The organism is Rosettibacter primus, from assembly GCF_036860675.1.
GTDB lineage: Bacteria > Bacteroidota > Ignavibacteria > Ignavibacteriales > Melioribacteraceae > Rosettibacter > Rosettibacter primus.
In genome coordinates this window covers 36,924-63,397 of sequence record NZ_JAYKGK010000014.1, presented here as the reverse complement: position 1 = coordinate 63,397, position 26,474 = coordinate 36,924, and the positions used below count along the sequence as shown (strand labels likewise).

Below are 26,474 nucleotides of genomic sequence, written 5' to 3'. Positions count from 1 at the left end.
TCCCTTTTTTAGCTCTTTAAACAGTCCCTTTTATTTTTCTATGTCGGAATTAAGAATTTAACTAATAAATGAGGTGAGCAATGATAAGAAAAAAACTTTTTACATTATATTTAATTACTTTAGTAATTTTTGTGTCTGCATGCAATAAAGATGATAATCCAGTTAGTCCTGAAAATGATATTGTAGGAACATGGGTATTAACAAAACTTATTTTGCCTGATTACGGGAATATGGAAATTACTCCACAACAGGCAGGTATTAGCGCAACATTCAAAATGAAAAGTGACCACACATTTGAAGTTACTTTTACAGATGCAGAAGGATCTGATACAGATACAGGAACATGGAGTATTTCAAATGGAAAAATAACTATGAAAAGCAGTTCAGGCGATACTCAAACATTTGATTATGAAATTTCAGGCAATAAGCTTAGAATTACATTACAAATGGATTTAAGTGAGCTTGGCATTACCGGTATGGGAAATATGCGTGTAATTATGGAATTTACAAAACAATAATTCTTAATTTTTTTTCTGCATAATTTTGAAATATAAATCTATCTGAACACCAACAATAACGAATTCGAATATTGTTGGTGTTCATTATTTTAATTCACTCTCATTATTTGAGATTGTGTGAAAATTGTAAAACGAAATTTATTTCGCTAAACCATACTGTAAATTATTATTTTTTGTAATAAGCGAGCTAAATCTTGCATTACAATTGATATTTTCACACAGTCTCTATTTGAGGAGAGGAATTATTATGTATTTTAAAATTATTAATGGACATTATGAAATCAGTTTATGAAACATTCAAAAGCTCGTTTTCATTTTTTGAATCACTGAAAAAAAATATAGTCGAATTAAATCCCGGAGCACAGCTTTTCGTTTCAAATTTTGCAGGCTCCTCCCGAAATCTTTTTGTTGCACATTTATTCAACAAAGAAAAACAAATTTTTCTATTGTGTGAGGATTTACAATCATTAAATGAATCAAGAGTTGAGCTCGACCTGCTTGGTTTGGGTGATAAAATTGTTGTAATAGATGAATTTGATACAGAATCTGTTCAGGAAAAATTAACAGATTTAACAACACGAGAAAATTTTATTTTGATTTCTGTTTATGAATTATTAACTCATAAATTTCCTTCAAATAAATCATTTAAAGATAATATTACTCAAATTACAACAGGAAGTAATATCTCTTATAATGAAGTTATAGAATATCTTAATCTATTAAATTATAATCAGGAAAGGTTTGTAGATAAACAGGGAGACTTTGCTATAAGAGGTTCAATTATTGATTTCTGGTCTTACAGCGAAAAACATCCATGCCGCTTAGAATTTGATGGAGATTTTATTGAGTCCATTCGTCACTTTGACCCCGAAAGTCAACGCTCAACTACAAAAGTTGATTTTGTTACAATTGCTCCATTATTAAATGATTCATTGATATTTACTGAAAATATTTTTTCATATTTGAATAATCCAGTTGTATTTGCAACAGATTATAAATTAAAAGAGCTAACTAATTGTTCTTTGGATAAAGAACCAATTGAAAACGTAATTGGAAATAATGACCTCGATGAAGATTTAATAGAAGAACTTTTTGAAAGTAAATCGATAAATTCTCAAAAAAAAATTTTTGATACATTTAAGAATGAAATAGAATCAAAAGTAATTTATTTAGAAAATTTATTTAATCAAAATGCACGCTGGGTAATTGAAGATACACTGAATATTTATAATAATAAATTAAACCTGGAATTATCGGAACCTCCGGCTATTAACTCAAATTTTGAGCTACTTATTACAATTCTTAAGAATTATTTAGATAAAGGAAACAAAATAATTGTTACCGCAGAAAATGAACTTCAGAGTAAAAGATTAAGTGAGTTAATAACAGAATTTGATACAGGACTTGCCAATTTTATTGAAGAAGGAAAAATCAAAATTATTTCGTTCCCAATAAAGGCAGGATTCGTTTCAAGAAATGATAAAATTGTAGTATTAACAGATTATCAAATTTTTAATAAGCCATATCGCACAAAAATTCCTGCCAGACTAAAATTTAAAAAATCCAGAACTAAGGATTTTGCATCAATAAAAAAAGGAGACTTTGTTGTTCATGAAATTTATGGCATTGGACAATATGCAGGACTTGAAACAATAAAAATTGGTGATGTTGAGCAAGAATCGATAAAAATTTTGTATGCTGATGGTGATGTTGTCTATGTGAATCTCAATTATCTTTCTCTTGTAAAAAAATTTTCTTCGAAAGATAATGTTCAACCAAAACTTACAAAACTTGGAAGTGGCGAGTGGACAAGAACAAAGAAAAAAGTTAAATCAAAAATTAAAGATGCAGCACGGGAGTTAATTACATTATATGCAAAAAGAAAATTAACAAAAGGCTTTGCTTTTAGTCCTGATACAATATGGCAAAAAGAACTTGAGGCTTCATTCTTTTATGAAGATACTCCTGACCAGATGCGTGTAACAGAAGAAGTAAAAAATGATATGGAAAGTGAAAATCCAATGGATAGACTTGTATGTGGAGATGTAGGTTTTGGAAAAACAGAAATTGCAGTCCGTGCCGCATTTAAAGCAGTTAACGATAGTAAACAGGCAGCTCTTCTTGTTCCAACTACAATTCTTGCAGAGCAACATTTTAATACTTTTAAAGACAGACTTGCACAATTTCCTGTTAGAATTGAAATGCTTTCAAGATTTCGTTCTCCAAAAGAACAAAAAGAAATTATTGAAAAACTTGCCAAAGGAGAAATTGATATAATAATTGGAACCCATAGATTATTATCAAATGATGTTCAGTTCAAAGATTTAGGACTTTTAATTATTGATGAAGAGCATCGATTTGGTGTAATGGCAAAAGAAAAACTTCGTTCGTTCAAAGCAAATGTAGATACGCTTACTTTAACTGCAACACCAATCCCAAGGACATTAAATCTTTCTTTGTTAGGAGCTCGTGATTTATCAATTATTGCAACTCCGCCTCCAAATCGTCAGCCAATTTATACTAAGGTAGATACATTTGATATTTTTAAAATTCGTCAATGGATTTTGTTTGAAGTAAATAGAGGTGGCCAGGTTTACTTTATTCATGATAGAATTCAATCAATAGATAAAATTGCAGCTTATGTTCAAAAGCATGTTCCAGAAGTTAAAATTGGAATTGCTCACGGGCAGATGAAAGCATCACAACTGGAAAAAGTAATTCATGATTTTTTGAATAAAAGATTTGATGTTCTCATCTCTACAAAAATAATTGAATCAGGAATTGATATTCCAAGCGTTAATACAATAATTATCAATCGTGCAGATAGATTTGGACTTGCAGAACTTCATCAACTTCGCGGAAGAGTTGGAAGAAGTGATAAACAAGCTTATGCATATTTGCTTGTTCCTTCTATTGATTCTGTTACTAAAAAAGCAGTGAAACGATTGCAAGCAATAGAGGAATATACAGATTTAGGAGAAGGATTTAATATTTCAATGAGAGACCTTGAAATTCGCGGTGCGGGTAATTTGCTTGGTACAGAACAAAGTGGGTTTATCGATTCCGTGGGCTTCGATATGTATTTGAAATTAGTTGACGAAGCTGTTGAGGAACTTCGACAAAGTGAATTCAGAGAAGTTTTCAAAGATTTGCCTAAACAAATCGAAAGGTCTGAACCAACAATTGATTCATTCTTTGAAATCGGAATCCCTCAAAATTATATGCCTGACCAGTCTGATAGACTTGGTTTTTACACCGCATTATTCTCTATGTTGAAAATAGATGAAGTTGAAGAAATAAAAGAAGAAATGATTGATAGATTTGGAAAACTTCCTCAAGTAGTTGAAAGATTAATGCTTGTAGCATCACTTCGTTTTTATGCTTCTTTTGCTCTGCTCGAAAGAATTATTATTCAAAGAAAAAAAACAATTATTATTTTGCCAAAGGGAAATCGAGAAGATTATTATCAGAATAAATTTATTCCATTGCTGAATTTTATTTATGACAATTACTCTAAGTCAATAAAATTTATTCAGCAAAATGAAACACTCAAACTTGAAATTATAAATAACTCAGATGAACCGGAAAAAATACTTGAATTTTTGATTGAACTATGTAAACAAATGACAAATATAATTTCTGAAGAAAAGTTAAACCCAGTTAATTAAAAGGGTTGATCTTTGTTGAGAATAAATAATGTTTTTTTGAATTATAACAAAATTTTTAACTTATTGAATGTTATAAATTTTTTAATAAGGATATAGTTATGATTAAAAAAATTATCAAAATTATTCTCGGATTTCTTACTGGATTTTTAATTGGTCTTCAATTTGCACAAGAAGAAAAAACAAATCCACCAGTTACGGCAGAAATTATTGTCCCGGATGATATAAAAAGTATATTAAAGACTTCTTGTTATGATTGTCATTCTAATGAAACTAAATGGCCCTGGTACAGCTATGTTGCGCCGATTTCTTTTTTAATAATTGATGATGTAAAGGAGGGAAGAGAAAAACTTAATTTTTCTGAATGGGGAAAATATGATGAAGTAAAAAAACTCAAATTAAAAAAAGAAATCTTAGAAGAAGTTGAAAAAGAAGATATGCCATTACCTGTTTATACTTATTTACATCCAAATTCCAAAATGGATTTTACAAAAAAAGAAAAAATAAGAAAATGGGCATCTGGTAAATAAAATGTTCAATTACTTTTTTAATTATTTCATTATGCTTTTCTTGTTGGTATACAATTTACTTGAAACCCAAAAGAGTTCTCAGCAAACTGATGGAAACCTTATGCAAAATATTCTAAAAGTTGATTCGTTATTAATAAATTATAATAAAACAAATCCTGTTACACATAGTTTATTGATATACAAAGATGATGAACTTCTTTTCGAAAAATATTATAATGGCTTTAATGAGACGAAACTTGCCAATCTTAAGTCTGTAACCAAAAGTGTAACATCACTTTTAATTGGAATTGCAATTGAAAAAGGGATGATTAAACATGAAAATCAGAAACTAATTGAGATAATGCCCGAACTCTTTGATAAAGTTACTGATGAAAAGAAAAAAGAAATTACAATCCGTCATCTATTAACAATGAGCGCAGGTTTTGAATGGAATAATTTTGGGGGCAAATGGCGAAGTGGATGGGATAATTCGAAAGACCCAAATAAATACTTGATTGAAAAAGTTCCATTAAAAAACAAACCGGGTGAAATTTGGAATTATAACAGTGGACTTTCACATTTGTTGTCTGGCATCGTAAAAAAATGTTCTGGTGTAAATTCACTTGAATATGCAAAGATGAATTTATTTAAACCTCTAAGCATTGAAGAAGTAAAGTGGGAAAAAGCTTCAGATGGAAATGAACGAGGTAATTCTGAACTATGGCTTAAACCCAAAGACCTCGCAAAAATAGGTTTAATGATGCTAAATGATGGAAGATGGAAAAGTAAAAATATTATTAGCAGGCAGTGGATTGATAAATCGACAAAAAAATACTTTGATGGTTTTTCTCAGATTGGCGGTTATGGGTATCACTGGCATACAAGAAAATTTGGGAAGTATAATTCATATCTCGCTGCAGGATGGGGTGGTCAATTTTTAATTGTTATCCCTGCATTAAATTTAGTAATTGTCAATACTTCAAAATGGAATGTTGCTAAATCAACCTATATTATTTTTGAATTGATTGAAAAGCATTTAATTAGAAATTTATAATGCATTCATTAGCTTTTAAGAATATTTATTTTAATAAGAAAAGCAGTTATTATCATTTGCAATTAATACTTTTTGTTGCTTTGCTATTTATAGCTCTAACAGTAGCACTTCAACATTATTTTATAATTGAACATAATTCCAATCAACATTATAGCTTATTGTGGCATATTCCATTCAATATTTTTTACTGGCTATACTGGTTTTTTATTGCGCCATTAATTTTTATGATAGTAAAAAAGTATAATAAAAATAAATTTCTTGATTACTTTATTCTTTATTTTATTGCACCCCTGATACTCGTTAGCATTCATCAAATTGTATCTGCAGTTGTAATAAATCTTATACTTGATTATCTCGATATTGAAACATTGATTTATAGAAGGATTCTTCGAAATCAGTGGTTGTGGGTTGATATTGTTATTTATTTTATCATAGAAATAGGGATTGATGTAGTAGAAAATATCGAAGGAAATAAAAAAGAAGAAATAAAATTATCTCAGTTAAATAACAGTATCACAGAAACACAAATAAATATATTGCGAAGTCAAATTCACCCGCATTTTTTATTTAACACATTTAATACACTTTCAACCTTGATATTGAAAGAGGACAGGCAAACAACATTAAGATTGATAAATAGCATAAAAGAATTACTTTCAAGGTCAATTAAAGAGAATAACAATTCACTTATATCAATAAGCGAAGAATTAGAATTTGTAAAGAATTATCTTGAAATTGAAAAATTGAGATTTGGCGAAAAACTTTCCTTTGAAATTAACAATTATATAAGCATTGAAAATGTGTTAATACCGAATTTTATTCTTCAGCCGCTGGTTGAAAACTCAGTTCGTCATGGAATTGCAAAAAATCCTGAAAGTGGGATTATTCAAATAAATATTATTGAAGAAAATAATCATCTGGTGATTTCTGTAGAAGATAATGGGAAAGGAATTGATGATAATAAAATTGAAAAAGGATTAGGATTAAAAATCATCAGAAAGCAGCTTGAATATTATTATGAAAACAAATATGATTTCGAACTGATGAAATCAAATCTTGGCGGATTAAAGGTTTTGATGAAAATACCCATAATTAAAAAAATGTAAAATCAGCGTGAAGTGTTGATACAATTGAAAAAAATAATTGACCTCAAATTGTTTATTTCACTTTTTATCGTGCTGAGTTTTGTGGGTTTGGTAAATTCATTGCAAAACTATTTTATTTACCGGAAAACCATAAATCCTTTTTTGCTTTTATTATTTACTAAATTGATTTACAACTGGTATTTCATAGTGATTGCTTTAATTATTTTAATTCTGGTAAATAGTCAAAATAAAAATATTTTATTTAAGATATCGAAAGATATTCTGGTTATTTTTTCTTTGATTGTAATTCATCAGCTTCTTTTTTATGCTTCAGAGAATTTGTTTCTAATTCGAAAAAGCTATAACAGTTTTTATCAATTTATGTTTAATAATCCACTTGTGTGGCTTGATATTGTAATGATAATTTTATTTTATCTTGGTTTTTATTTGATTAAATATAAAAATCAATTAAAAGAAAATGAGCTGATTAGTTATCAGTTGAAAGAAAAATTATCTTTGGCAAGACTGCAGGAACTTAAAAGTAAAATTAATCCTTCATTCCTTTACAAATCTTTGGAAAAAATTTCAGAATTAGTAAAAGACCGACAAACCAGTCAAGCAGACAATTTACTGACAGCAATAAGTGATTTTTTGAGAATATCACTTTATAATGAAAAAGATTTTATTTCACTTAAAGATGAAATTGATATTGTAGAAAAATATTTATCAGTAGAAAGAATAATCTCCAAGAAAAAAATAGAATTGAAAAACAAAATAGATAATTCTCTTTATGAGTTTATGATTTCATCTTTCTCAATTTTATTTATTGTAAAAAATTTATTGAATATAATCAGCCAAGATATTTGTGTTGAATTAACTGCTAAGGAAACGAATAATGAATTATTTATAGTTCTTAATATTTTTTTTAATGCAGGTATTGAATATGAAGAAATAAAAATGCTTCATAATTTTATAAAAGAAAATGATAATGTTTATCTAATTGAAAATGGAAATAGTTATTCGATTATTCTGAGTACCAAAAAAATTCTAAAAATGGAGCAGGTGATTGCTTGAAAGTGCGAACAATAATTATTGACGATGAACCACATGCAAGAGAAGGTCTAAAAATTCGTTTGAAAGATTATGATGAAATTACAATAGTTGCTGAATGCAGTTCTGGCATAGAAGCTGTAGAAAAAATTAATAAATTTTCTCCTGACTTAGTTTTTCTTGACATTCAAATGCCTGGGATGAATGGTTTTGAAGTTCTCAAAAATCTTAATAGTGATAATATTCCTATGATAATTTTTGTGACTGCTTATGACAAGTATGCTCTTAAAGCTTTTGAATTTCATGCAGTTGATTACTTATTAAAGCCAATTGATAAAAATCGTTTAAATAAAGCAATAAATTTTGCAATGAGTGAAATAGAAAACCGAAGATTAAAATTATATTCTGAAAAACTAAAAGCACTTGCAGATGAATATCTAAATTTAATTTCAAATAAAGAAAAAAATATTGAAGAGGGTAAGTTTATTAACAGAATATCTGTAAAAAACAAAAATATAATTAAAATTATTCCTGTTTCAGAAATTGACTGGATAGAAGCTCAGGGAGATTATGTTTATCTTCATGTTAAAGATGAGAAATTTCTTTTGCATGATTCATTAAGTTCCCTGGAGAATAAATTAAACCCGGAAGTTTTCATTAGAATTCACCGCTCATCAATTGTTAATATTGAAAAAGTAGAAAAGTTGAAATCAAATGAACATGGTGATTATGAATTGTTTCTTAAAGATGGAACGAAATTAAAAATGAGCAGAACTTATAAGGAAAATTTTCGAAAATTATCTGGAAACATATTTTAATGCCTCAGCTTATCCTTTCAAAATTGCTGCTTATCGAAAAATTACTCAACTCATAGAAATTTTATTCTAAATGCTAAAAATCCGTCATAGATTTAATTACGGCATAATTTCTTTGCTTAGATGAAGAAAATTATAATTCAATAAACGGAGGCATCAATGAAGAAAATTCTATTGTTGTTTATTCTTCTTATTTTAACGAATTATCTATATTCACAAAACAAAGCATTTGTTGAGTGGAAATGTATTCCACCCGATAGTCAAAAAGTTTCTGTTGTCCAAGGTAACTTAATTGGATTTCCTCAAATCGGAAGTTCTAATTTTGTTGTAAGAAGTTATACCGGCACTAATGCAGGTCCACTAGGCACAAATCAAAGATGGTGGCCATTTGATGGGACTAATCCAATATCGTGGGGAAATGAAACTGGTCAAGTCGAAACTCGTTATGTTCAATTTTCTTTAATGCCAAAAACCGGAAATAGTTTTCATGCAGATTCAATTTCATTGTGGCTTGGTGGCGGTGGAACAAGTTATATGAGAGTCAATATTTGGTATTCAATTGGATCATCTTTTGTTAATGCCCAGAAATTAAATTCCAATCCATTAATACTTGGGAATAATAATGATTCATTGTATGCTTTTAAAATCAATGCACAGGTGAATAATGGTGATACACTTTTTGTAAGAATTTATCCATGGTATGAAGGTTCACCTTCAACATCTAAATATCTTTATATTCAAGATGTTAAAATTTGGGGAACAACAAAAGGGAAAACTTATCAAACATCTGCAACATGGCCTTTGACAAATCCTGCTGATGGAGGAACAGGTTTTTCAGTAATTACGACTGGACAAATTGTAGCTCAGGATGAATTTTTCAAGAATACTGAAATAAATCAATATACCGGACCAAACAACAGCCAGAGAATTAGAATGGCTGGAACAAATAATACTTGGCCTGCAGGATTGACAGACCAGATTGATTCTGTCTATGTTCAATTTTCAGTATCTCCAAAATCAGGTTATACCCTTTATGTTAATAAAATTTCTTTTGATATTGGTGCAAAAAGCTCAAGTACATTTAAAGCTAATGTATGGATTTCTACAAAGGCAGATTTTAGCAATGCAATTAAGTTGATTTATCAAACAAGTGACCAGACAGGTCATAATTATCTAAATCCAAATGCATTAGAGCATTTTGAATTTGACCAGAACATTGCAGTAAAATCAGGTGAAACATTTTACTTGAGATTTTACCCATGGCACGAAAGTTCAACAGTGTCTACAGGAAAATATTTGTGTCTGCAGAATATTGTAATTGCGGGCGAAGTTGAAGGCAGTCCAGTTGCATCAAAGGTTTTGTGGCCTTATGAAACAGGTGAAGAATATGAAACTACTGGACCAATTTTAGCAGAACCTGTTAAATACAGTCCAACTATGAAATTTTATGGAACAACTCAATTACAGGATACAAAAGGTAATAATTTGAAATGCGGTGCAATTCAAACTGTTTCGAAGGCATGGTATGCTGAACCTAATCCAACAGACACACTTTATATACAGTATACCGCTAAACCAAAACACGGTGGAACTTTTTATGTTGATTCTGTTTCTCTATATATGGGAGGATGGTTTTCAAGTAATTTAAGAGCAGCAGTGTATTATTCTAAAGATTCTACTTTTGCAACAAAAACATTATTGATAAAAGATACTTCTTTAGTTGGGAACAAAGTTGATAAGTATGGTGCAAAGCTTGAAGAAACAGTTAATACAGGAGAAAAATTCTATTTGAGAATTTATCCGCATAATACAAAAGCAGAAGGATGGGCAAAATTAATTGCTGTAGATAGTGTTCAAATAATTGGAAATGTTCTTGGTGTTACAGCAGACCCCCCAGCTGTAATTACTAATGCCGTGACAGATATTTCAACTACTTTTGCAACAAGTGGCGGAAATATTCCAAATGATGGAGGTGCAATTGTTACCTCAAGGGGTGTTTGCTGGAATACTACTGGAAGTCCAACAATATCAGATAATAAAACTAATGACGGGAGCGGTTCTGGTACTTTCAAGAGTAAAATGACAGGATTAACTCCAGGTACAAAATATTTTGTTCGTGCTTACGCTATTAATGATGCTGGAATTTCTTATGGTGAACAGATAGAATTTTCTACTCTTGATTCACTGACGGTTCCTATTGTTACTACAAATATTGTAACAAGTATTTTAGCTAAAACAGCAGTAAGCGGAGGAGAAGTTATAAGCTGGGGTGGTGATACTGTAATTGTAAGAGGTGTTTGCTGGAATAAAACAGGAAATCCTACAATTAATGATTTTAAAACTGAAAATGAAAAAGGATTAGGAAAATTTACCAGTATTTTATATCCATTAGAACCCAATACAACTTATTATGTTCGTGCATATGCCACAAATAGTAAAGGAACTGGATATGGAGAAGAATTTTCATTTAAAACTCAAGAAATGATGCCCCCTGTAACAAAAGTGGTTGCAAAAGATGGAACAGGGGATTACACATCTGTACAAGCAGCGTTTAATGATGTTCCGGATTATTATACAGGACCATATACAATTTATGTTAAAAAAGGAGTTTATTACGAAAAATTACTTTTGTCATCTACTAAAACAAATGTAATATTAAAAGGTGAGGACAGAGATAGTACAATACTTACATATGATGATTATGCCGGCAAAAATAACTTGGGAACCTCAGGCTCTTACAGTGTTGCTATTGATGCTGATGATTTTACTGCAATGAATATTACTTTCCAGAATACAATTAAAAATGATGGAACTCACGGAAGCAGTGAACAAGCAGTTGCATTAAGAGTTAATGGTGATAGACAGCAGTATTTTAATTGTCGCCTTCTTGGTTATCAGGATACTTATTATACATGGGGCGGCAGAGGTGCTGGAAGAATTTATATGAAAAATTGTTACATTGAAGGTTCAGTTGATTTTATTTTCGGAAGAGATATAGTTGTATTTGATTCATGTGAAATTCATATTAATAGAGAAGGAGGAACATTAACTGCTGCAAGCACTGATGCAGAATCAAAATTTGGTTATGTGTTCAGAGATTGTAAAATTACAGCCGACTCAATTGGTTTTGATGGCAGAAGAATAACATCTTTTTTTCTTGGAAGACCATGGCAAGCAAAACCAAGAACAGTATTTATAAATTGTTATGAACCTGCATCTCTTAATCCAGCTGGATGGTCAACATGGAATGTTACTCCAGCACTCTATGCAGAATATAAATGCTATGGACCAGGTTCTGATATTTCAAAAAGATTAACTTCGATATCAAGACAATTAACTGATGAAGAAGCCAAAGAGTATACACTTCAGAATATTTTCTCTAAAAATACGAATCCAAATTTTGGATACAATTGGATGCCAGATATTATCACTTCTGTAGAAGAAAGAGAAGTTAATATTAAAGAAATTCCTGCTGATTATTCTTTATCTCAAAATTATCCTAATCCTTTTAATCCATCTACCACAATCAATTATACATTGCCAAAAGCAGGGAAAGTTAAACTTATTGTTTATAATATTGTAGGTCAAAAAGTTGCTACACTTGTTGATGAATTTCAAAATCCTGGATACTATAAGATTCAATTCAATGCATCAATGCTAACAAGCGGGGTTTATTTCTATCAACTTATAACAGATGATTTTGTAAAAGCAAAAAAAATGATTTTATTAAAGTAAAAATCTCATCTTAAGGGCTGTTCAAATATTTGGAACAGCCCTTAAATTTATTTTAAGAGGTAGTAAAAATGAAAAAAGTATGGTTGCTTTTATTTCTTTTATATTCAATTCCTAATGCGCAAAATAAAGTTAATCAAGATACTTCATTTACAATTTATTCAGCATATGAAAAATTAAAAAATGATTATCCATTTGTTAAACCTGCTAAAGTGAACGAAAATGTAGTATCAATAAAAAATATAGTTTATTACAAAGAGGGCAAACGTAAGCTGCAGCTTGATTTATTTATGCCTAGAATTATTGATAATAAACTTCCCTGCATTATTATAATTCACGGTGGTGGATGGCGTTCGGGTCATAAAGAAATGGAATGGCCTATTGCTTCTGAGTTAGCTTCAAAAAATTTTATTACTGCAACAGTTGAATATCGACTTTCAACCGAAGCTTTGTTTCCAACTTCAGTTTATGATATTAAACAAGCAATATTGTTCCTAAAGGAAAATTCTAAAAAATATAATATTGACACTAATAAAATTGTTTTAATGGGACAATCTGCAGGTGGACAGCTTGCAGCATTGGTTGGTGCAACATCAGAAAAAAAATATGAACCGAGCAATAAAAAATTTTCATCTAAAGTTAAAGCAATTATTGATATTGATGGAGTTCTTGATATGACAACACCTTCAGAAAGTGGAAAAGATACAATTCCTACTAAACCATCTGCTGCAAAAATGTGGCTTGGTTATACTTATAAAGAGAACCCGAAATTGTGGTTGGAAGCCTCACCTTTAACTTACATTGGAAAAGATACTCCGCCAATGCTTTTTATCAATAGTTCAATACCAAGATTTCATGCAGGAAGAGATGAAGCAATTGAAATTATGAAAAAGCATAATATTTATTTTGAAGTTCATACAATCGAGAATACTCCTCATACATTCTGGCTTTTTTATCCTTGGCAACAAAAAGTTGTAAATATTATTGTGAATTTTTTGAATAAAGTTTTGTGAGATAATTATATTGTTTGATTTGAATTGACTGAAATGCATTAAATAATTTTTACAATTTTTCGATAATTATAAAAAAAGAGAGCGTGATGGAACCAATTAAAAACGAACACTTCTTTTTAAGTTCGATATTTAAAGAAATTTATGATAAAAAAGATTTTTTAAAAGAAGAATATAAACTCAAGGATTCTGCTGAAATTTCAAATACAGCCAAAGTATTTGATAAACTTGATAAGTTTTTAAATCTTGGCCGCTCAAATAGACTTGATATTGATGACCTGAACGACAAAGAAAAAGAAGAATTCCTGAAAATGTTAAGTGAATTAATAAAACGAGGTGTAGTTGGTTATGAAATTCTCGAAGTAAATGGAAAACCAGAGAAACATTATATTGTAAATCAGATTGGAAATCAAAGAATTTATGGCGCAAAACTTTATAAAAAGAAAGGTTATAGTGATTAGGCAATTACATTTACAAGTGTACCAGGGTCTTTTGTATAATTTATATGATAAACTTTATTAATTCTTTTTTGAATGTAACTTAAGTCTTCGTTTTTTGCTGCTGGTTGAAAAACCATTCCATCAATAATTATATAAAAACCCTTTTCATTTTTTGATTCAACAGTCTTTTGAGGTGCATCCTCGCTATAATTATATGAACTAAAATTTCTTCTTGTTCTTTTATTGAGAACCTTTTTTGTTTCATTAAATATTGTTGAACTTTCAAGTGGACGAGCAATCGGAGTATTTTCGTGAAATCTTAAATCACTTTTATTTTGACTAGAATTATCATCAGCTTTCTCTGATACAAATAAATTTTTCTTTTCATTAGATGAATATTTTATGAAGAATTCATAATCTATTTGTTTCTTTAGTTCACTTATGTTTTTAATACTATTGAAATCAATCTTCGAATGTATAAATTCATTGATAGGATTAATTGTATTGGCATTATTAATTGTCATAGCGAAATTAATCTTTTGAGACAATTATAATCTAATAGGATTATTAATTCAAGTAATTTTTCGTATGAATTTTTTTTATGTGATGTGTATCTAAAATTATTATTAAATAATTAAAAATTCTTATAATCATTAAAAAGACAAAGATTACTCAAATTAAACAGATTTACACAGAATTTAAGTAAAGTTGATTAAAGAAATTAGTGTTTTTTTAAGCCCCTGTTTACAAAAACTTAACGAGAAATAAAGTTAAATAAATAGAATAATTTTATTGAAAAGAATTAAAATTATTTTTATAATTGCTACTAAGAAGACCATTTTGGTAGTAATTAATTTTTAAGATAATATGAAACTTTCAACACGCAGCCGTTATGGCGCTAGATTTATGTTTGAATTAGCGAAGAATTATAACAATGGTCCAATTTATCTTAAGGACATAGCTAAAAAACAGGAAATATCAGAGAAATATCTAAGCAAGTTGGTCATATTACTAAAAAATGCTTCTTTAATTAGTTCTTTTAGAGGTTCTCAGGGTGGTTATACTCTTGCAAAAAAACCCTCCGAAATTTCGATGAGAGAAATTGTGGAGGTCTTAGAAGGGGGAATTGAAATTGTTGATTGTATTAATAAAGATAATTTTTGCAAAAAAATTGATGGATGCGTTACAAGAGATGTATGGATTAAGCTTAATTCTGTAATAAGGGATACTTTAGAGAAAATTACCTTGGAAGATTTAGTAGAAAATCATAAGAAAAAAAATAATGCGGAAGTTCATAATTTTATTATTTAATTACTTGTAGGGTAGAATCAGATGAGTAACATTGCAGAAGATATTACAAAATTGATTGGTAATACGCCTTTAGTAAAAATAAATAAAATTACGGATGGCTCTAAGGCAAAAGTTGTAGCTAAACTTGAATTTTTTAATCCATGTTCTTCCGTTAAAGATAGAATTGGTGTAGCAATGATAAATGAGGCTGAAAAAAAAGGTTTAATAAATAAGGATACAGTAATAATTGAACCAACTTCTGGTAATACTGGAATTGCGCTTGCTTTCACTTGTGCTGCCAGAGGGTATAAGTTGATTATTATCATGCCAGATACAATGAGTGTAGAAAGGAAAAAATTATTAGAAGCATTCGGTGCCGAAGTTATTTTGACGCCGGGGCATCTTGGTATGAAAGGCTCAATTGAAAAGGCTGAAGAATTGTTTAAAAAATATAAAAACGCTTTTATACCTCAACAATTTAAAAATCCAGCTAATCCAGAAATTCATAGAATGACTACTGCAGAAGAGATATGGAATGACACAAATGGTGAAGTAGATATTCTTGTTGCTGGTGTTGGTACTGGTGGAACTATTACAGGTGTAAGTGAAGTTATTAAAAAAAGAAAACCGCAATTCAAAGCAATAGCTGTTGAACCTGAATCTTCTGCTGTATTATCTGGTAATAAACCAGGACCGCATATGATTCAAGGCATAGGTGCAGGATTTATTCCAGATGTATTAAATACTGAAATAATCGACGAAATTATAAAAGTTTCTAACGAAGATGCATTATCAATGGCAAAACGAATAATAAAAGAAGAAGGAATTTTAGCCGGTATTTCTTCAGGTGCTGCTATGCATGCGGCACTGCAAATTGCTAATCGAGAAGAGAACTCTAATAAATTAATAGTTGTTGTATTTCCAGATACTGGTGAAAGATATTTAAGTATACCAGTTTTTACAGACTAACTAATGGGAGAAAAAATGAAACTTATAATTAATGGAAAAGAAGAAATTCTTGAGCAAGAAAAAATCACCATTTCGGATTTATTAAAAATAAAAAATGTAGAAATGCCAGATATGGTCTCAGTTCAGTTAAATGAAGAATTTGTTGAAAAAAATAATTATCAAGAAATTTATCTGAAAGATGGCGATGTAATCGACTTTTTATATTTTATGGGCGGGGGAAGTTAAATGGAATTTGAAACAAAAGCAGTTCATATTGGAATAGATTCAAAAGAAAGATTTGGAGCCACTGCAATTCCAATTTATGAAACTGCTTCGTATGCATATAATACTGCTGAAGACTTAGAAGAAGTATTCAGCGGAAAAAAATTTGGTTACATTTATTCAAGAATTGCTAATCCTACTGTTACAGTGTTTGAACAAAAAATTTGTTCATTAGAAAATGGAATTGGTTCGGTTGCAGTTGCATCTGGCATGGCAGCAATTTCTACAGTTATATTCGCTTTAACTGAACAAGGGGACGAAATAATCTCGTCTAAAAGTCTTTTTGGTGGCACTTATCAATTTTTTAATGAGGTATTAAAAAAATTTGGTGTAAATATTATTTTTCTTGATTTAACAGATTTAGAAACATTAAAGAAAAATATATCAGAAAAAACCAAATTAGTCTTTGTAGAAACAATCGGGAACCCCCGAATCGATGTGCCCGATATAGAAAATATTGCTAAAATTACAAAAGAATTTAACATTCCCTTAATTGTGGATTGTACTTTAACTCCCCCTTGTATTTTTGAAGCAAAAAAGTTTGGTGCAAACATTACTGTTCATTCATCTACTAAATACATAACTGGTAGTGGTATTGCAATTGGCGGAGTATTAACTGACCTTGGAAATTATGATTGGGGAAATTCAAAATCTCTTAGGATTAAACAACTTCATAAAAAAGCTGGGCATTTTGCTTTCCTTTATGCTGCTCGTAAACAGATAGTTCAAAATATTGGAAGTTGTCTTTCACCTTTTAATGCATTTTTACATAATCTTGGTCTTGAAACCTTATACTTGCGTATGGAAAAACATTGTACTAATGCTCAAATACTTTCAGAATTTTTATTGAATGAGAAAAAAGTAAAAGAAGTTAATTATCCAGGTCTTAAAATTAATCCATTTCATACTGTTGCGAAAAAACAGTTTAATGAAAAATTTGGTGGACTATTAACTTTCAAATTAAACAGCAAAGAAGAGTGTTTTAAGCTTATTAACAATTTAAAGCTAACAAAAAATCTTGCTAATCTTGGAGATGCTAAAACATTAATTATTCATCCTGCTTCCACAATTTATCATGATTTTAGTAAAGAAGAAAAACTTGCTGCAGGTGTTACTGATGATTTGTTGAGAGTTTCGGTTGGTATAGAAAATATTAAAGATATTATTAATGACTTTAAGGAAGCTTTTGAAAAACTATAAGAAAGGAAATAAAAATGGAATTCACAGAATCACAAATAGAAAGATATAGCCGGCAAATAATATTAAAAGATGTTGGTGGAATAGGGCAACAAAAATTATTAAACGGAAAAGTTCTGATTGTAGGAGCCGGCGGTTTAGGTTCTCCTGCAGCTCTTTATTTAGCAGCAGCAGGTGTTGGAACAATTGGTATTATTGATGGCGATGCTGTTGATTTGACAAATCTGCAACGTCAAATTATTCACTTTACTCCGGATGTAAATAAACCGAAAGTTGAATCTGCAAAAGAAAAAATCGAGAAATTAAATCCTGATGTAAAAGTAATTACATACAAAGAAAGATTAAATGCAGAAAATATAATTGACATTATTAAATCTTACGATTTTATTATTGATGGAACCGATAATTTCCCAACAAAATTTTTAATTAATGATGCTTGTGTGATGATAAAAAAGCCATTTTCACATGCTGGTATTTTGCGATTTAATGGACAAACAATAACATATACTCCAGGTAATACCTGCTATAGATGTATTTTCAAAGAACCACCACCAAAAGGTCTTATTCCTACTTGCAGTGAAGCAGGTATTTTAGGTTCTGTTGCCGGTGTTCTTGGTACGATTCAAGCAACAGAAGCACTCAAATATCTTTTAGGAATCGGAAATCTTTTAATAAATAAATTATTAACCTTCGATGCTTTTGAAATGAAGTTTAGAGAAATTTCTTTAAAGAAAAATAAAAATTGCCTGATTTGCGGAGACAATCCTACAATTACTGAACTCAAAGAATATGAACAGCCTGTTTGTGATTTAAAATTTAGCTAAGAGAGGTGAATATGGAAACAAATAGAAAAAAATTATCGCTGATTCTTTTCTCGGGCGATTTTGATAAAGCAATTGCAGCTTTTACACTTGCTACTGGTGCAGCTGCTGTTAATTATGAAGTAAATATGTTTTTTACTTTTTGGGGATTGAATGTTATTAAAAAATCAAAAAGCAGAAAAGCAATTGGTAAAGGATTCTTGACAAAAATGTTTAATTTTTTAATGGGAGGATTCAATAATCTTCCATTGTCAAGATTAAATTTTTGCGGAATAAGTCCAAAACTTATGACAGGTCTTATGAAAAAAAGAAATGTTGCAACACTTGAATCGTTAATCGAAGCTGCAAAAGCATTGTCTGTTAATTTTTATGCCTGTGAAATGTCGATGCATATTCTATTATTGAAAAAAGAAGATTTTATTCCAGAAGTAAAAGAAGTTTTAGGCGTTGCAAAATTCCTTGAGTATTCACAAAATGGGGAGGTATTGTTTATATGAACATGTATAAACTTGACATAACTGCAGATCATTGCCCTATGACTTTTGTTAAAACTAAACTCGAATTGGAAAAGTTAAAAGCTGGCGACCGTCTTGAAGTCCTTGTTACTGAAGGTGAACCCCTTGATAATATTCCAAAGACAGTGAAAGAACAAGGATATAAAGTGATAGAAATTTCTCATATTAAAGACAAAATTCATAAAATCGTGATAGAAAAATGAGCGATAAAATTCTTTTCCAAATAAATAAAGATTTACTTGAGAAAATAAAAGAGCAAGGTCGAAAAGAAGCTCCTATTGAAGCATGCGGCTATTTAGCCGGCAATGATAATGTTGCAAAGGAAGTTATTTATATGAAAAACATTGATAATTCACCTGAACATTTTACATTCGATCCAAAAGAGCAGTTTGCTGCACTTAAATATGCCCGCAGTAAAGGCTTAGATTTAATTGGCGTTTATCATACTCACCCTGCTACTCCAGCAAGAATGTCAAAAGAGGACATTAGATTAGCAAACGATACTAATATCGTTTACCTAATTTATTCATTAACAGAAGATGTAATTAGAGCCTTTAAAGTTGATAAAGATAAAAATGTAAGTGAAATAGAAGTTGTTATTAATGTAGAATTCAGAACATTGAATTCATGATGTAGCTGATTTTTATGTTAAAGTTCAAATTGAGCATAATTGAACATCTATTATTCAAAAGAGACAGAGCCATTCCCACAAAAGAATGGCTCTGTCACTTTGGAAGAATTTTTAGGTATCTATCCCTTCAATCTTTGAAATCCAGTCAATAATTTTTTATGAACCTCTAACAGGAGTGAGATTATTTTGTTATTAAATCAGAAAATGGAGACAATTATTCTGCATTATTTCACCAATTATGTGTATGACAATCATTTCATTCTGTCGATATTTTATTAATAGATTCCATAGATTTTAATTTTCTTCTAAAAGCATGACCTTTGCCATAATTAATGATGCGTGTTAATCATCATTATTTTTCTTTACAAGAATTTTCCAATGTTTTTCATTTATCTTTTCCTGTAATATTATTTCGTGTCCATCTTGTTTTAATGATAATGGAACATTCTTTATTGGTAGACCATCATCTAAAATTACTTCTAAGATTTGTCCAATTAGCATTGTCTCGAGTTTTAGTTTTGTTCTTACATAATTGATTGGACAAGATACACCTTTAAGGTCAAGTGTTTCGTCTGGTTTAATTTGGATCTCAGACATCTTCTTCTCCTGTAATTTTTGCACATTCCATAATTTTCAAATTTGGTAAAAGTCGTAAATATGATTTATCAGAATCTTCTACAAATCTTTTTGTATAATCGAAAATTCTTAGAGCAATTTCTTTTTCATCCGACGAGTGTTTCCATATAAAATAATTATCTTTAATATTGGACCAATCATTGCACAACCAATGTTTTGGAACAATTCTATTTACAAATTCAGTAAGAATTTCTTCTTCATTTTGTGGTTCAATTCCTTCTAAGTAAACGTACATTTTTGAGCATTTTAATAATGAATCGAAACATTTAGATTTTACAGCTGACCAATTTTCTGCTTTAATGTCATCTTCTGCTTCGTAAATATTTCTCATTGAATCATAAAGATTGATTGCCATTATATCGAGTAAACTGCCTGCGCATTCTCCTCGTGTTTCTGCTTCCATTTTGAATTCTTCATCAATATAAGGTTCATGGAAATATTCAGGATTATCTTGGGGCACTTTTGAATATTTCGAAAGAATTCTTCTTAATGAATCGATTCCAACTCTATCAACAAATTCAAAAAATTGTTCTCCGTTTTGTTTTTGATTTTTCCAAAAATCTATTACTTCTTTTACAAACAAAGGAGCAGCTGCAGCAGGTACTTTACCAATAACTTGACCAATACGAGTTCTTTGATGAAAAACATTGCCGCCTATTAAAACCACATAATGAGGTGAAAGCTTTCCATCTATTTTTAGAGATGCGCCAAAAAATCCTAAATCGCCAATGTGATGTTGTCCACAAGAATTAGGGCAGCCTGATATGTGTATTCTTAATCCATTAAGATCATCTATGTTTTTGCCAATATATTCTGCAAAGTTATAAGGATGGGTAACAGCAAGTCGGCAAGAAAAAGCACCTGGGCAAGAGACAATTTCGTGCATTGCTTCTGTGGTCCCACCTATTAATCCATTTTCCTTGAGATATAGAAATGTGTCTTGTAAAAATTTTTCTTCAACCCATGGTATCAGTAATTTTTGAGTTGGAGAAATTTTCATATAACCAGCACCGTAAAGGTCAGAAAAATCGGCAATTAGACGGAGTTTATCTGGAGTAATATTTCCCAATGGTGGTTTTATCCAGATTGCATAATACCCGGTTTGTTTTTGTTTAATTAAGTATTTATTAAGAAATGTTTTCCATAGAGGATCAATTTCAACATTTTGATTCTGATAAATTGGATTTTTTAATCTTCGTGTATTTTCCGGTCCATCAGATTTCCCATTTTTTGTTGGAGCTGGGAGCGGGAAATTATTTACATATTCTTTTAATTCGTCATCAATTTGTCTGAACTTTTTTAATACTTCAAATTCTTTTGCAACAAGTTCTTTGAAATTATCAAATCCAATCCGTGCAATTAAGAATTTCATTCTTGCTTTGTTTCTGTTGTTTCTTTCTTCAGTTCCATATTTATGAAATACTCTTAGTATTGCTTCTGCTAATGGATAAAATTCTGTTACAGGTATAAAATCAAATAATAAATTAGAAGTCATTGGAACAGAACCAAGTCCGCCGCCAACATAAATTCTAAATCCATATTCTTCCTTACCATTGTTTTTAACTTGCGCAATGCAGCCAATATCATGAATTCGAGATAAGGCAAAATCTTCTTCACTTTCTGAAAATGATATTTTGAATTTTCTTGGCAATGTTGAAGTTAAAGGATGCCTTAAAAAATATCTTGTGCAAAAAATTGAATAAGGTAAAATGTCAAAATATTCATTAGGGTTAATTCCAGATAAATAAGATGCAGTAATGTTTCTAACACAATTTCCGCATGCTTCTTTTGTTGTAATTCCAACATCAGCAAGCATCCTGAGAATAACAGGTATATCTTCGATTTTAATAAAATGAAGTTGTATATCTTGACGAGTGGTTAGATGTGCATGACCGGAACCAACATATTTTTCTGTTATAGATGCAATTTGTCGAATTTGTTCTGAAAGAATAAATCCGCTTGGGATTTTAATTCTTTGCATGTGAATTCCTTCGCCATGATGCCTTACTCCATAAGTTCCAAAAGTAAGACGATATCCTTTGAATCTCTCGGGATGAATTTCACCGGCTTTTAATTTATTTATGATTTCTTCGTATTCATTAATTTCACTATAGACATCATACCCTCGATTAATGTCTATCTGCTCCCAAATAGTTACCTGTGTCATTTTCATTCTCCTTTCATTTATTTTGTTAATTTATTTTTACAGTTAAGCAAGAAGCATATTAACCTTTGGCTGAATAAATAGTATATGCATCCCGCTTTTCTGAACTTTGAATGTTATTAATTTTAATATGAGGAAGTATGTTGGAATAATTAACAACATTCCCAAAAATTAAAACTGCAGGTGATTCAGCTTCTTTTGAAATAGTGATTAAATTTTCTAACGTTGTTATTAAAACTTTTTGATTACTTCTTGCTGCATTTGAAATAATTGCTGCCGGTAAATTTTTGTCTACTCCGATTTCTATAGCGAACTTTACAATGTTCTCAACCTGAGTTAATCCCATAAGAACAATTGTAGTATGATTTTTACGTTTTAATAAATCGAGCCATGAACTATCGAATACATTGCCATTTAAGTGACCCGTAACAATAGAAACCGAAGACGAATGACCACGTGCGGTAGGTGGTATTCCAGCAGATAAAGGTGCAGAAAATGCCGATGAAATACCAGGGATGATTTCTACATCAATGTTATGGCTTACTAAAAATTCAGCTTCTTCAGCACCTCTTCCAAATATAAATGGGTCTCCATTTTTTAGTCGTCCCACTTTAAATCCTTGCGATGCATAAGCAAGCATCAAATTGTTGATTTCATTTTGTGATATAGAATGTTTGCCTTTGCATTTGCCCACATAAATTTTTTCTATATTTGGTGGAATAATATTTAATATATCATCTGTAATGAGATGATCATAAAGCACTACATCTAAATTCTGTATTGTGTTGAATGCTTTAATTGTCAGCATATCTATTCCGCTAATTCCGCAGCCGATTATATACACCTTACCAAATAATCGAAGAGTTTCTTTTCTGGTTTCTTCAATATTCACAATACCATTTATTCTTTCGTTTAATTTTTTCTCTGCAAGGTTGCCTAATCCCTCTGGTAAAAATTCTTTTATTTTATCTCTAACAATTTGTGTTATAGTGGGACTTGCACCATCACTCGAAACTGCGATTTTAAGATTCTTGTATTTTAATAATGAAGAAAAATAAAAATCGCACTCATCTGGTACATCAACTGTATTAAGCAAAATGAATCTCTCTTTTTTAATTTCTTTAAGTATAGAATTTACCTCTTTATTACCGGTTGCATCAATAATAATATTGTAGTTATCAGCATCATGCTTTTCGAATTTCTTTAGTTTATAAGGGAAAGTATAATTCTTTAATTCGTCGCAGAGATGTTCTGATATTACAAAAAAATTGATTTCATTTTCCTTAAGCACTTTTATTTTTTGCAGTGCTACTTTCCCACCGCCGATTATCAAAATTTTTGGGTTCCTTAATAATACCGGTAATGAATTTATCTTATACATTTTGATCTCTTTCATAATATTTTATTTTCATTAATTAAAAACATGATTAAAAAATTGGTTTTATTTCCCAGTGTGGAAAATATTTTTTAATTAATTGATATAATTCTTTTTCAAATTCAGAATAATCAACTTTAGCTGGCTTTTCCTCTTCTTCAAGAGCTTCTACAATTATACCGCCGCCTGCAATGTCATATTCATCGACAATAACAAAACGTCCTGTAGTTTTTATTTGATTAAAGAGGTCAAAGCTAATTGGTTTATCTGTTTTAAAAATAATTTGTGCTACTTCGTTGCGATGAACTTCTTCTCGATTTATCGTGCTTTCCAAATTAGAAGCATTCATTACGGTTATGATTTTTTCGATATTCAATCCAGCCTTATTTGTACCGATTTTTAATTTATATTTTTTGTGAATGCTCAGTAAATTTTTTCCCATCCAGAATATATTTGCTTTAAATCGATTTGTAGTAAAAGGCAGCTGCTGGTCAGTTCTGCAGATTAAATCGCCAGGCTTTACATAAACTTGAGTTGTTAATGTCAGTCCGATTGCCTGTTCAACCGAAGCAAAAAGAGGAGATTCTTTACCGTATATTTCAATAGTTTTTACTGTAGATTTTTTATTAGAAGGCAAAAAGATTATTTCATCTCCCACATTGATTGTCCCCGAATTAATGGTTCCAGCAATAATTCTTCTGTTGTCACCATTTTCTGTAAATTTATAAACTCCCTGAACAAACATTCTGAAATTTTTTTCTTCATCTCCTTTTTCTTTTTCAAAAGAATCAATTAATTCTAATATAGTTTTCCCTTTATACCAGGTCATATTATTGGAATGTTCAATTAAATTAAATCCATTTCTTGCCGAGATTGGTACAAATGCAATAGGCTCAATTCCAATTTCTTTTAAGAAAACGACATAATCATTTTTTATTTCGTTGAATTTTGATTCGCTGTAATTAACCAGGTCCATTTTATTAATAGCAACTGCAATTTGTTTTATTCCTAGTAATGAGAGCATATAAGCATGTCTTTTAGAATTTTCTGCTATGCCTTCGTGGGCATCTATTAAAAGAATTGCAGCTTCTGCACGTGCAGCTCCGCTTATCATATTTTTTAAGAATTCGATATGACCAGGTGCATCAATGATAATATATTCCCGCTTTGATGTTTTGAAAAATACTCTTGCAGTATCAATTGTGATTCCCTGAGCTTGTTCATCAACTAATGCATCAAGCAGAAATGCGTATTCAAATGGTTTTGAGTTTAATTCGCAAGTTCTTTTTACCTGTTCGAGTTTACCAATAGGCAATGAATTTGTATCAGCTAATAATCTTCCAATCAAAGTGCTTTTCCCGTGGTCTACATGTCCAACAATTACAATGTTCATTCTTTCTTTCATGAAAAACTCCAATTTGTTACTTAATTCTAAAATTGATATTTATTTTGAAATCATGATTTATATTTTAAACTCTTTAAGATTTATGAGACTGTATTAAAATGCTAACTATCATGCAAAATATATTTGACTTGTTAAAATCTGTTTTCACAATAATTATTTGCTAAATAAATTTTTCTTTACAATTATTATCAAACAATCTCGTCAGTAAATTGTGTAAAAAACATCTTACCTCATCCCTGTTCGAAGTTATCGAAAAAGAATTTTTAATTTTAAAATCTGTGTAAATCGCTCTGAATCTGTGTTTTCTGTGTGCCATTTTTAAACACTTTACTTTTAAGAAAGCACCATTTGAAATCTTTAATTTATTTAGAATGACCTTTAAAAAATATTTCAACATTTTAATACAACGTAAAAATTATGATAAAGAACAAAAGCAAAAATCTATTACATATATCCTTCTCTTCTTAATTCTTCAAGAGTTCCTCCGCCATCTTTATCTTGAGCACGTCCTGACCTTTCTGCTATGTTGACTAATTTTCCACTTTTTAATTCTTCAATAATTTCTTTAACATTTTTTGCTGTTGATTCGATTGGAAAAGTACAAGGATAGCAACCTAATGACCTGTATCTTTTACCATCGCCATTATCAAAATAAAGTGATACAACTGGAATATTTTCTCTATCGATATATTCCCAGATATTTAGTTCAGTCCAATCAAGTAAAGGATGAATTCTTACATGAGTATTAGGTGCAAATTCAGTTTTAAATTGATTCCAGAGTTCCGGCGGTTGATCACCAATATCCCAGTCACTGTTTTTATCTCTCGGTGAAAAATATCTTTCTTTTGATCTGCTTCCTTCTTCGTCGGCTCTAACACCAACAATAACACCAGTATAAGCTTCTTTATTTGGGTCTTCAACGAAAATGCCTAATTCATGGTCAAATTTGTATCGCGTAAAATTTCCGGATAAAGTATTTTTCAATGCTTCAGTTTTTAATAATTTGCAGCAAGTAATACGATCAACATTTCCATCAGGAAAAGTTTGTTTGGTGCGCAATGCTTCTTTGTTTTGTCCAACTATTAAATTTAATTTTAATTCTTTAGCTAATTTGTTTCTGTATTCAATCATTTCAGGTATTTTAAATGAAGTATCAATGTGTATTAAAGGAAAAGGGATATGATCAAAAAATGCTTTGCGGGCAAGATGCAAAAGTACAGTGCTGTCTTTTCCTATTGACCATAACATTGCTAAATGTTTGAACTCGCGGTATGCTTCTCGAAAAATGTAAATGCTTTGTGCTTCTAATTTATCTAAGTAATCCATATTCCA

General features: G+C 30.2%; 24 protein-coding genes. 18 read left to right on the top strand and 6 right to left on the bottom strand.

Annotated elements, in window-relative coordinates; all coding sequences use genetic code 11:
* The first annotated feature begins 80 nt into the window (after nucleotides 1-80).
* From VJY32_RS13565 to VJY32_RS13520, 10 genes are all read left to right on the top strand, one after another.
* Nucleotides 81-518, top strand: coding sequence for a lipocalin-like domain-containing protein (locus tag VJY32_RS13565; protein WP_353678471.1), 438 nt, complete (start codon nucleotides 81-83; stop codon nucleotides 516-518).
* 275 nt (nucleotides 519-793) lie between these two features.
* Nucleotides 794-4,186, top strand: coding sequence for a transcription-repair coupling factor (mfd, locus tag VJY32_RS13560; RefSeq protein ID WP_353678470.1), 3,393 nt, complete (start codon nucleotides 794-796; stop codon nucleotides 4,184-4,186).
* Between the two features lie 98 nt (nucleotides 4,187-4,284).
* Nucleotides 4,285-4,713 carry a heme-binding domain-containing protein gene (locus VJY32_RS13555; protein WP_353678469.1) on the top strand — a complete coding sequence of 143 codons (429 nt, stop codon included), beginning with the start codon at nucleotides 4,285-4,287 and terminating at the stop codon, nucleotides 4,711-4,713.
* 100 nt (nucleotides 4,714-4,813) lie between these two features.
* Complete coding sequence (locus VJY32_RS13550) at nucleotides 4,814-5,746, top strand: serine hydrolase domain-containing protein (RefSeq protein ID WP_353678468.1); 933 nt, start codon at nucleotides 4,814-4,816, stop codon at nucleotides 5,744-5,746.
* The gene (locus VJY32_RS13545; protein ID WP_353678467.1) at nucleotides 5,746-6,852 is read left to right on the top strand and encodes a sensor histidine kinase; all 1,107 of its coding nucleotides are present in this window, start codon (nucleotides 5,746-5,748) and stop codon (nucleotides 6,850-6,852) included. The genes VJY32_RS13550 and VJY32_RS13545 overlap by 1 nt, the downstream gene beginning before the upstream one ends.
* 186 nt (nucleotides 6,853-7,038) lie before the next feature.
* On the top strand, nucleotides 7,039-7,905 hold the full coding sequence (locus tag VJY32_RS13540) for a histidine kinase (protein WP_353678466.1): 867 nt from the start codon (nucleotides 7,039-7,041) through the stop codon (nucleotides 7,903-7,905).
* 2 nt (nucleotides 7,906-7,907) lie between these two features.
* Nucleotides 7,908-8,699: a LytR/AlgR family response regulator transcription factor gene (locus tag VJY32_RS13535; protein WP_353678465.1), complete on the top strand. Its 792-nt coding sequence runs from the start codon at nucleotides 7,908-7,910 to the stop codon at nucleotides 8,697-8,699.
* Nucleotides 8,700-8,855: 156 nt separating this feature from the next.
* Complete coding sequence (locus tag VJY32_RS13530; protein WP_353678464.1) at nucleotides 8,856-12,431, top strand: pectinesterase family protein; 3,576 nt, start codon at nucleotides 8,856-8,858, stop codon at nucleotides 12,429-12,431.
* A gap of 68 nt (nucleotides 12,432-12,499) precedes the next feature.
* Nucleotides 12,500-13,441, top strand: coding sequence for an alpha/beta hydrolase fold domain-containing protein (locus tag VJY32_RS13525; RefSeq protein ID WP_353678463.1), 942 nt, complete (start codon nucleotides 12,500-12,502; stop codon nucleotides 13,439-13,441).
* A gap of 86 nt (nucleotides 13,442-13,527) precedes the next feature.
* The gene (locus tag VJY32_RS13520; protein ID WP_353678462.1) at nucleotides 13,528-13,899 is read left to right on the top strand and encodes a hypothetical protein; all 372 of its coding nucleotides are present in this window, start codon (nucleotides 13,528-13,530) and stop codon (nucleotides 13,897-13,899) included.
* Here the strand turns inward: VJY32_RS13520 and VJY32_RS13515 are convergent.
* The gene (locus VJY32_RS13515; RefSeq protein WP_353678461.1) at nucleotides 13,896-14,402 is read right to left on the bottom strand and encodes a hypothetical protein; all 507 of its coding nucleotides are present in this window, start codon (nucleotides 14,400-14,402) and stop codon (nucleotides 13,896-13,898) included. The two genes, VJY32_RS13520 and VJY32_RS13515, sit on opposite strands and share 4 nt — an antisense overlap.
* A gap of 343 nt (nucleotides 14,403-14,745) precedes the next feature.
* Here VJY32_RS13515 and VJY32_RS13510 point away from each other — a divergent pair, with 343 nt between their 5' ends.
* The 8 genes from VJY32_RS13510 to VJY32_RS13475 are packed head-to-tail and all read left to right on the top strand — an operon-like array spanning nucleotide 14,746 to nucleotide 19,562.
* Complete coding sequence (locus VJY32_RS13510; RefSeq protein WP_353678460.1) at nucleotides 14,746-15,189, top strand: RrF2 family transcriptional regulator; 444 nt, start codon at nucleotides 14,746-14,748, stop codon at nucleotides 15,187-15,189.
* Between the two features lie 21 nt (nucleotides 15,190-15,210).
* Entirely contained in the window at nucleotides 15,211-16,137 is a 927-nt protein-coding gene (gene cysK / locus VJY32_RS13505; RefSeq protein WP_353678459.1) for a cysteine synthase A, read from the top strand.
* Between the two features lie 15 nt (nucleotides 16,138-16,152).
* Nucleotides 16,153-16,362, top strand: coding sequence for a sulfur carrier protein ThiS (thiS, locus tag VJY32_RS13500; RefSeq protein ID WP_353678458.1), 210 nt, complete (start codon nucleotides 16,153-16,155; stop codon nucleotides 16,360-16,362).
* Nucleotides 16,363-17,598, top strand: a complete 1,236-nt coding sequence (locus VJY32_RS13495; RefSeq protein ID WP_353678457.1) for an O-acetylhomoserine aminocarboxypropyltransferase/cysteine synthase family protein — start codon at nucleotides 16,363-16,365, stop codon at nucleotides 17,596-17,598.
* A gap of 14 nt (nucleotides 17,599-17,612) precedes the next feature.
* A complete protein-coding gene (locus tag VJY32_RS13490) occupies nucleotides 17,613-18,419 on the top strand; it encodes a HesA/MoeB/ThiF family protein (protein WP_353678456.1) in 807 nt (268 codons plus the stop codon).
* An 11-nt stretch (nucleotides 18,420-18,430) separates the two neighbouring features.
* Entirely contained in the window at nucleotides 18,431-18,913 is a 483-nt protein-coding gene (locus VJY32_RS13485) for a DsrE/DsrF/DrsH-like family protein (RefSeq protein ID WP_353678455.1), read from the top strand.
* Nucleotides 18,910-19,134: a sulfurtransferase TusA family protein gene (locus tag VJY32_RS13480; protein WP_353678454.1), complete on the top strand. Its 225-nt coding sequence runs from the start codon at nucleotides 18,910-18,912 to the stop codon at nucleotides 19,132-19,134. The genes VJY32_RS13485 and VJY32_RS13480 overlap by 4 nt, the downstream gene beginning before the upstream one ends.
* Complete coding sequence (locus tag VJY32_RS13475; RefSeq protein WP_353678453.1) at nucleotides 19,131-19,562, top strand: M67 family metallopeptidase; 432 nt, start codon at nucleotides 19,131-19,133, stop codon at nucleotides 19,560-19,562. The genes VJY32_RS13480 and VJY32_RS13475 overlap by 4 nt, the downstream gene beginning before the upstream one ends.
* Nucleotides 19,563-19,904: 342 nt before the next feature.
* On the opposite strand, the gene VJY32_RS13470 is transcribed toward VJY32_RS13475, so the two are convergent.
* The 5 genes from VJY32_RS13470 to cysD form a co-directional block, all read right to left on the bottom strand.
* The gene (locus VJY32_RS13470; protein WP_353678452.1) at nucleotides 19,905-20,159 is read right to left on the bottom strand and encodes a sulfurtransferase TusA family protein; all 255 of its coding nucleotides are present in this window, start codon (nucleotides 20,157-20,159) and stop codon (nucleotides 19,905-19,907) included.
* The gene (locus VJY32_RS13465) at nucleotides 20,152-22,365 is read right to left on the bottom strand and encodes a nitrite/sulfite reductase (RefSeq protein ID WP_353678451.1); all 2,214 of its coding nucleotides are present in this window, start codon (nucleotides 22,363-22,365) and stop codon (nucleotides 20,152-20,154) included. The genes VJY32_RS13470 and VJY32_RS13465 overlap by 8 nt, the downstream gene beginning before the upstream one ends.
* Before the next feature lie 58 nt (nucleotides 22,366-22,423).
* Nucleotides 22,424-23,743: a uroporphyrinogen-III C-methyltransferase gene (gene cobA / locus VJY32_RS13460; protein WP_353678450.1), complete on the bottom strand. Its 1,320-nt coding sequence runs from the start codon at nucleotides 23,741-23,743 to the stop codon at nucleotides 22,424-22,426.
* 46 nt (nucleotides 23,744-23,789) lie between these two features.
* Nucleotides 23,790-25,142, bottom strand: a complete 1,353-nt coding sequence (locus VJY32_RS13455; protein ID WP_353678449.1) for a sulfate adenylyltransferase subunit 1 — start codon at nucleotides 25,140-25,142, stop codon at nucleotides 23,790-23,792.
* Between the two features lie 444 nt (nucleotides 25,143-25,586).
* Nucleotides 25,587-26,468 (bottom strand): sulfate adenylyltransferase subunit CysD, encoded by an 882-nt coding sequence (gene cysD, locus VJY32_RS13450; RefSeq protein ID WP_353678448.1) that lies wholly within the window; start codon nucleotides 26,466-26,468, stop codon nucleotides 25,587-25,589.
* Nucleotides 26,469-26,474 lie beyond the last annotated feature (6 nt).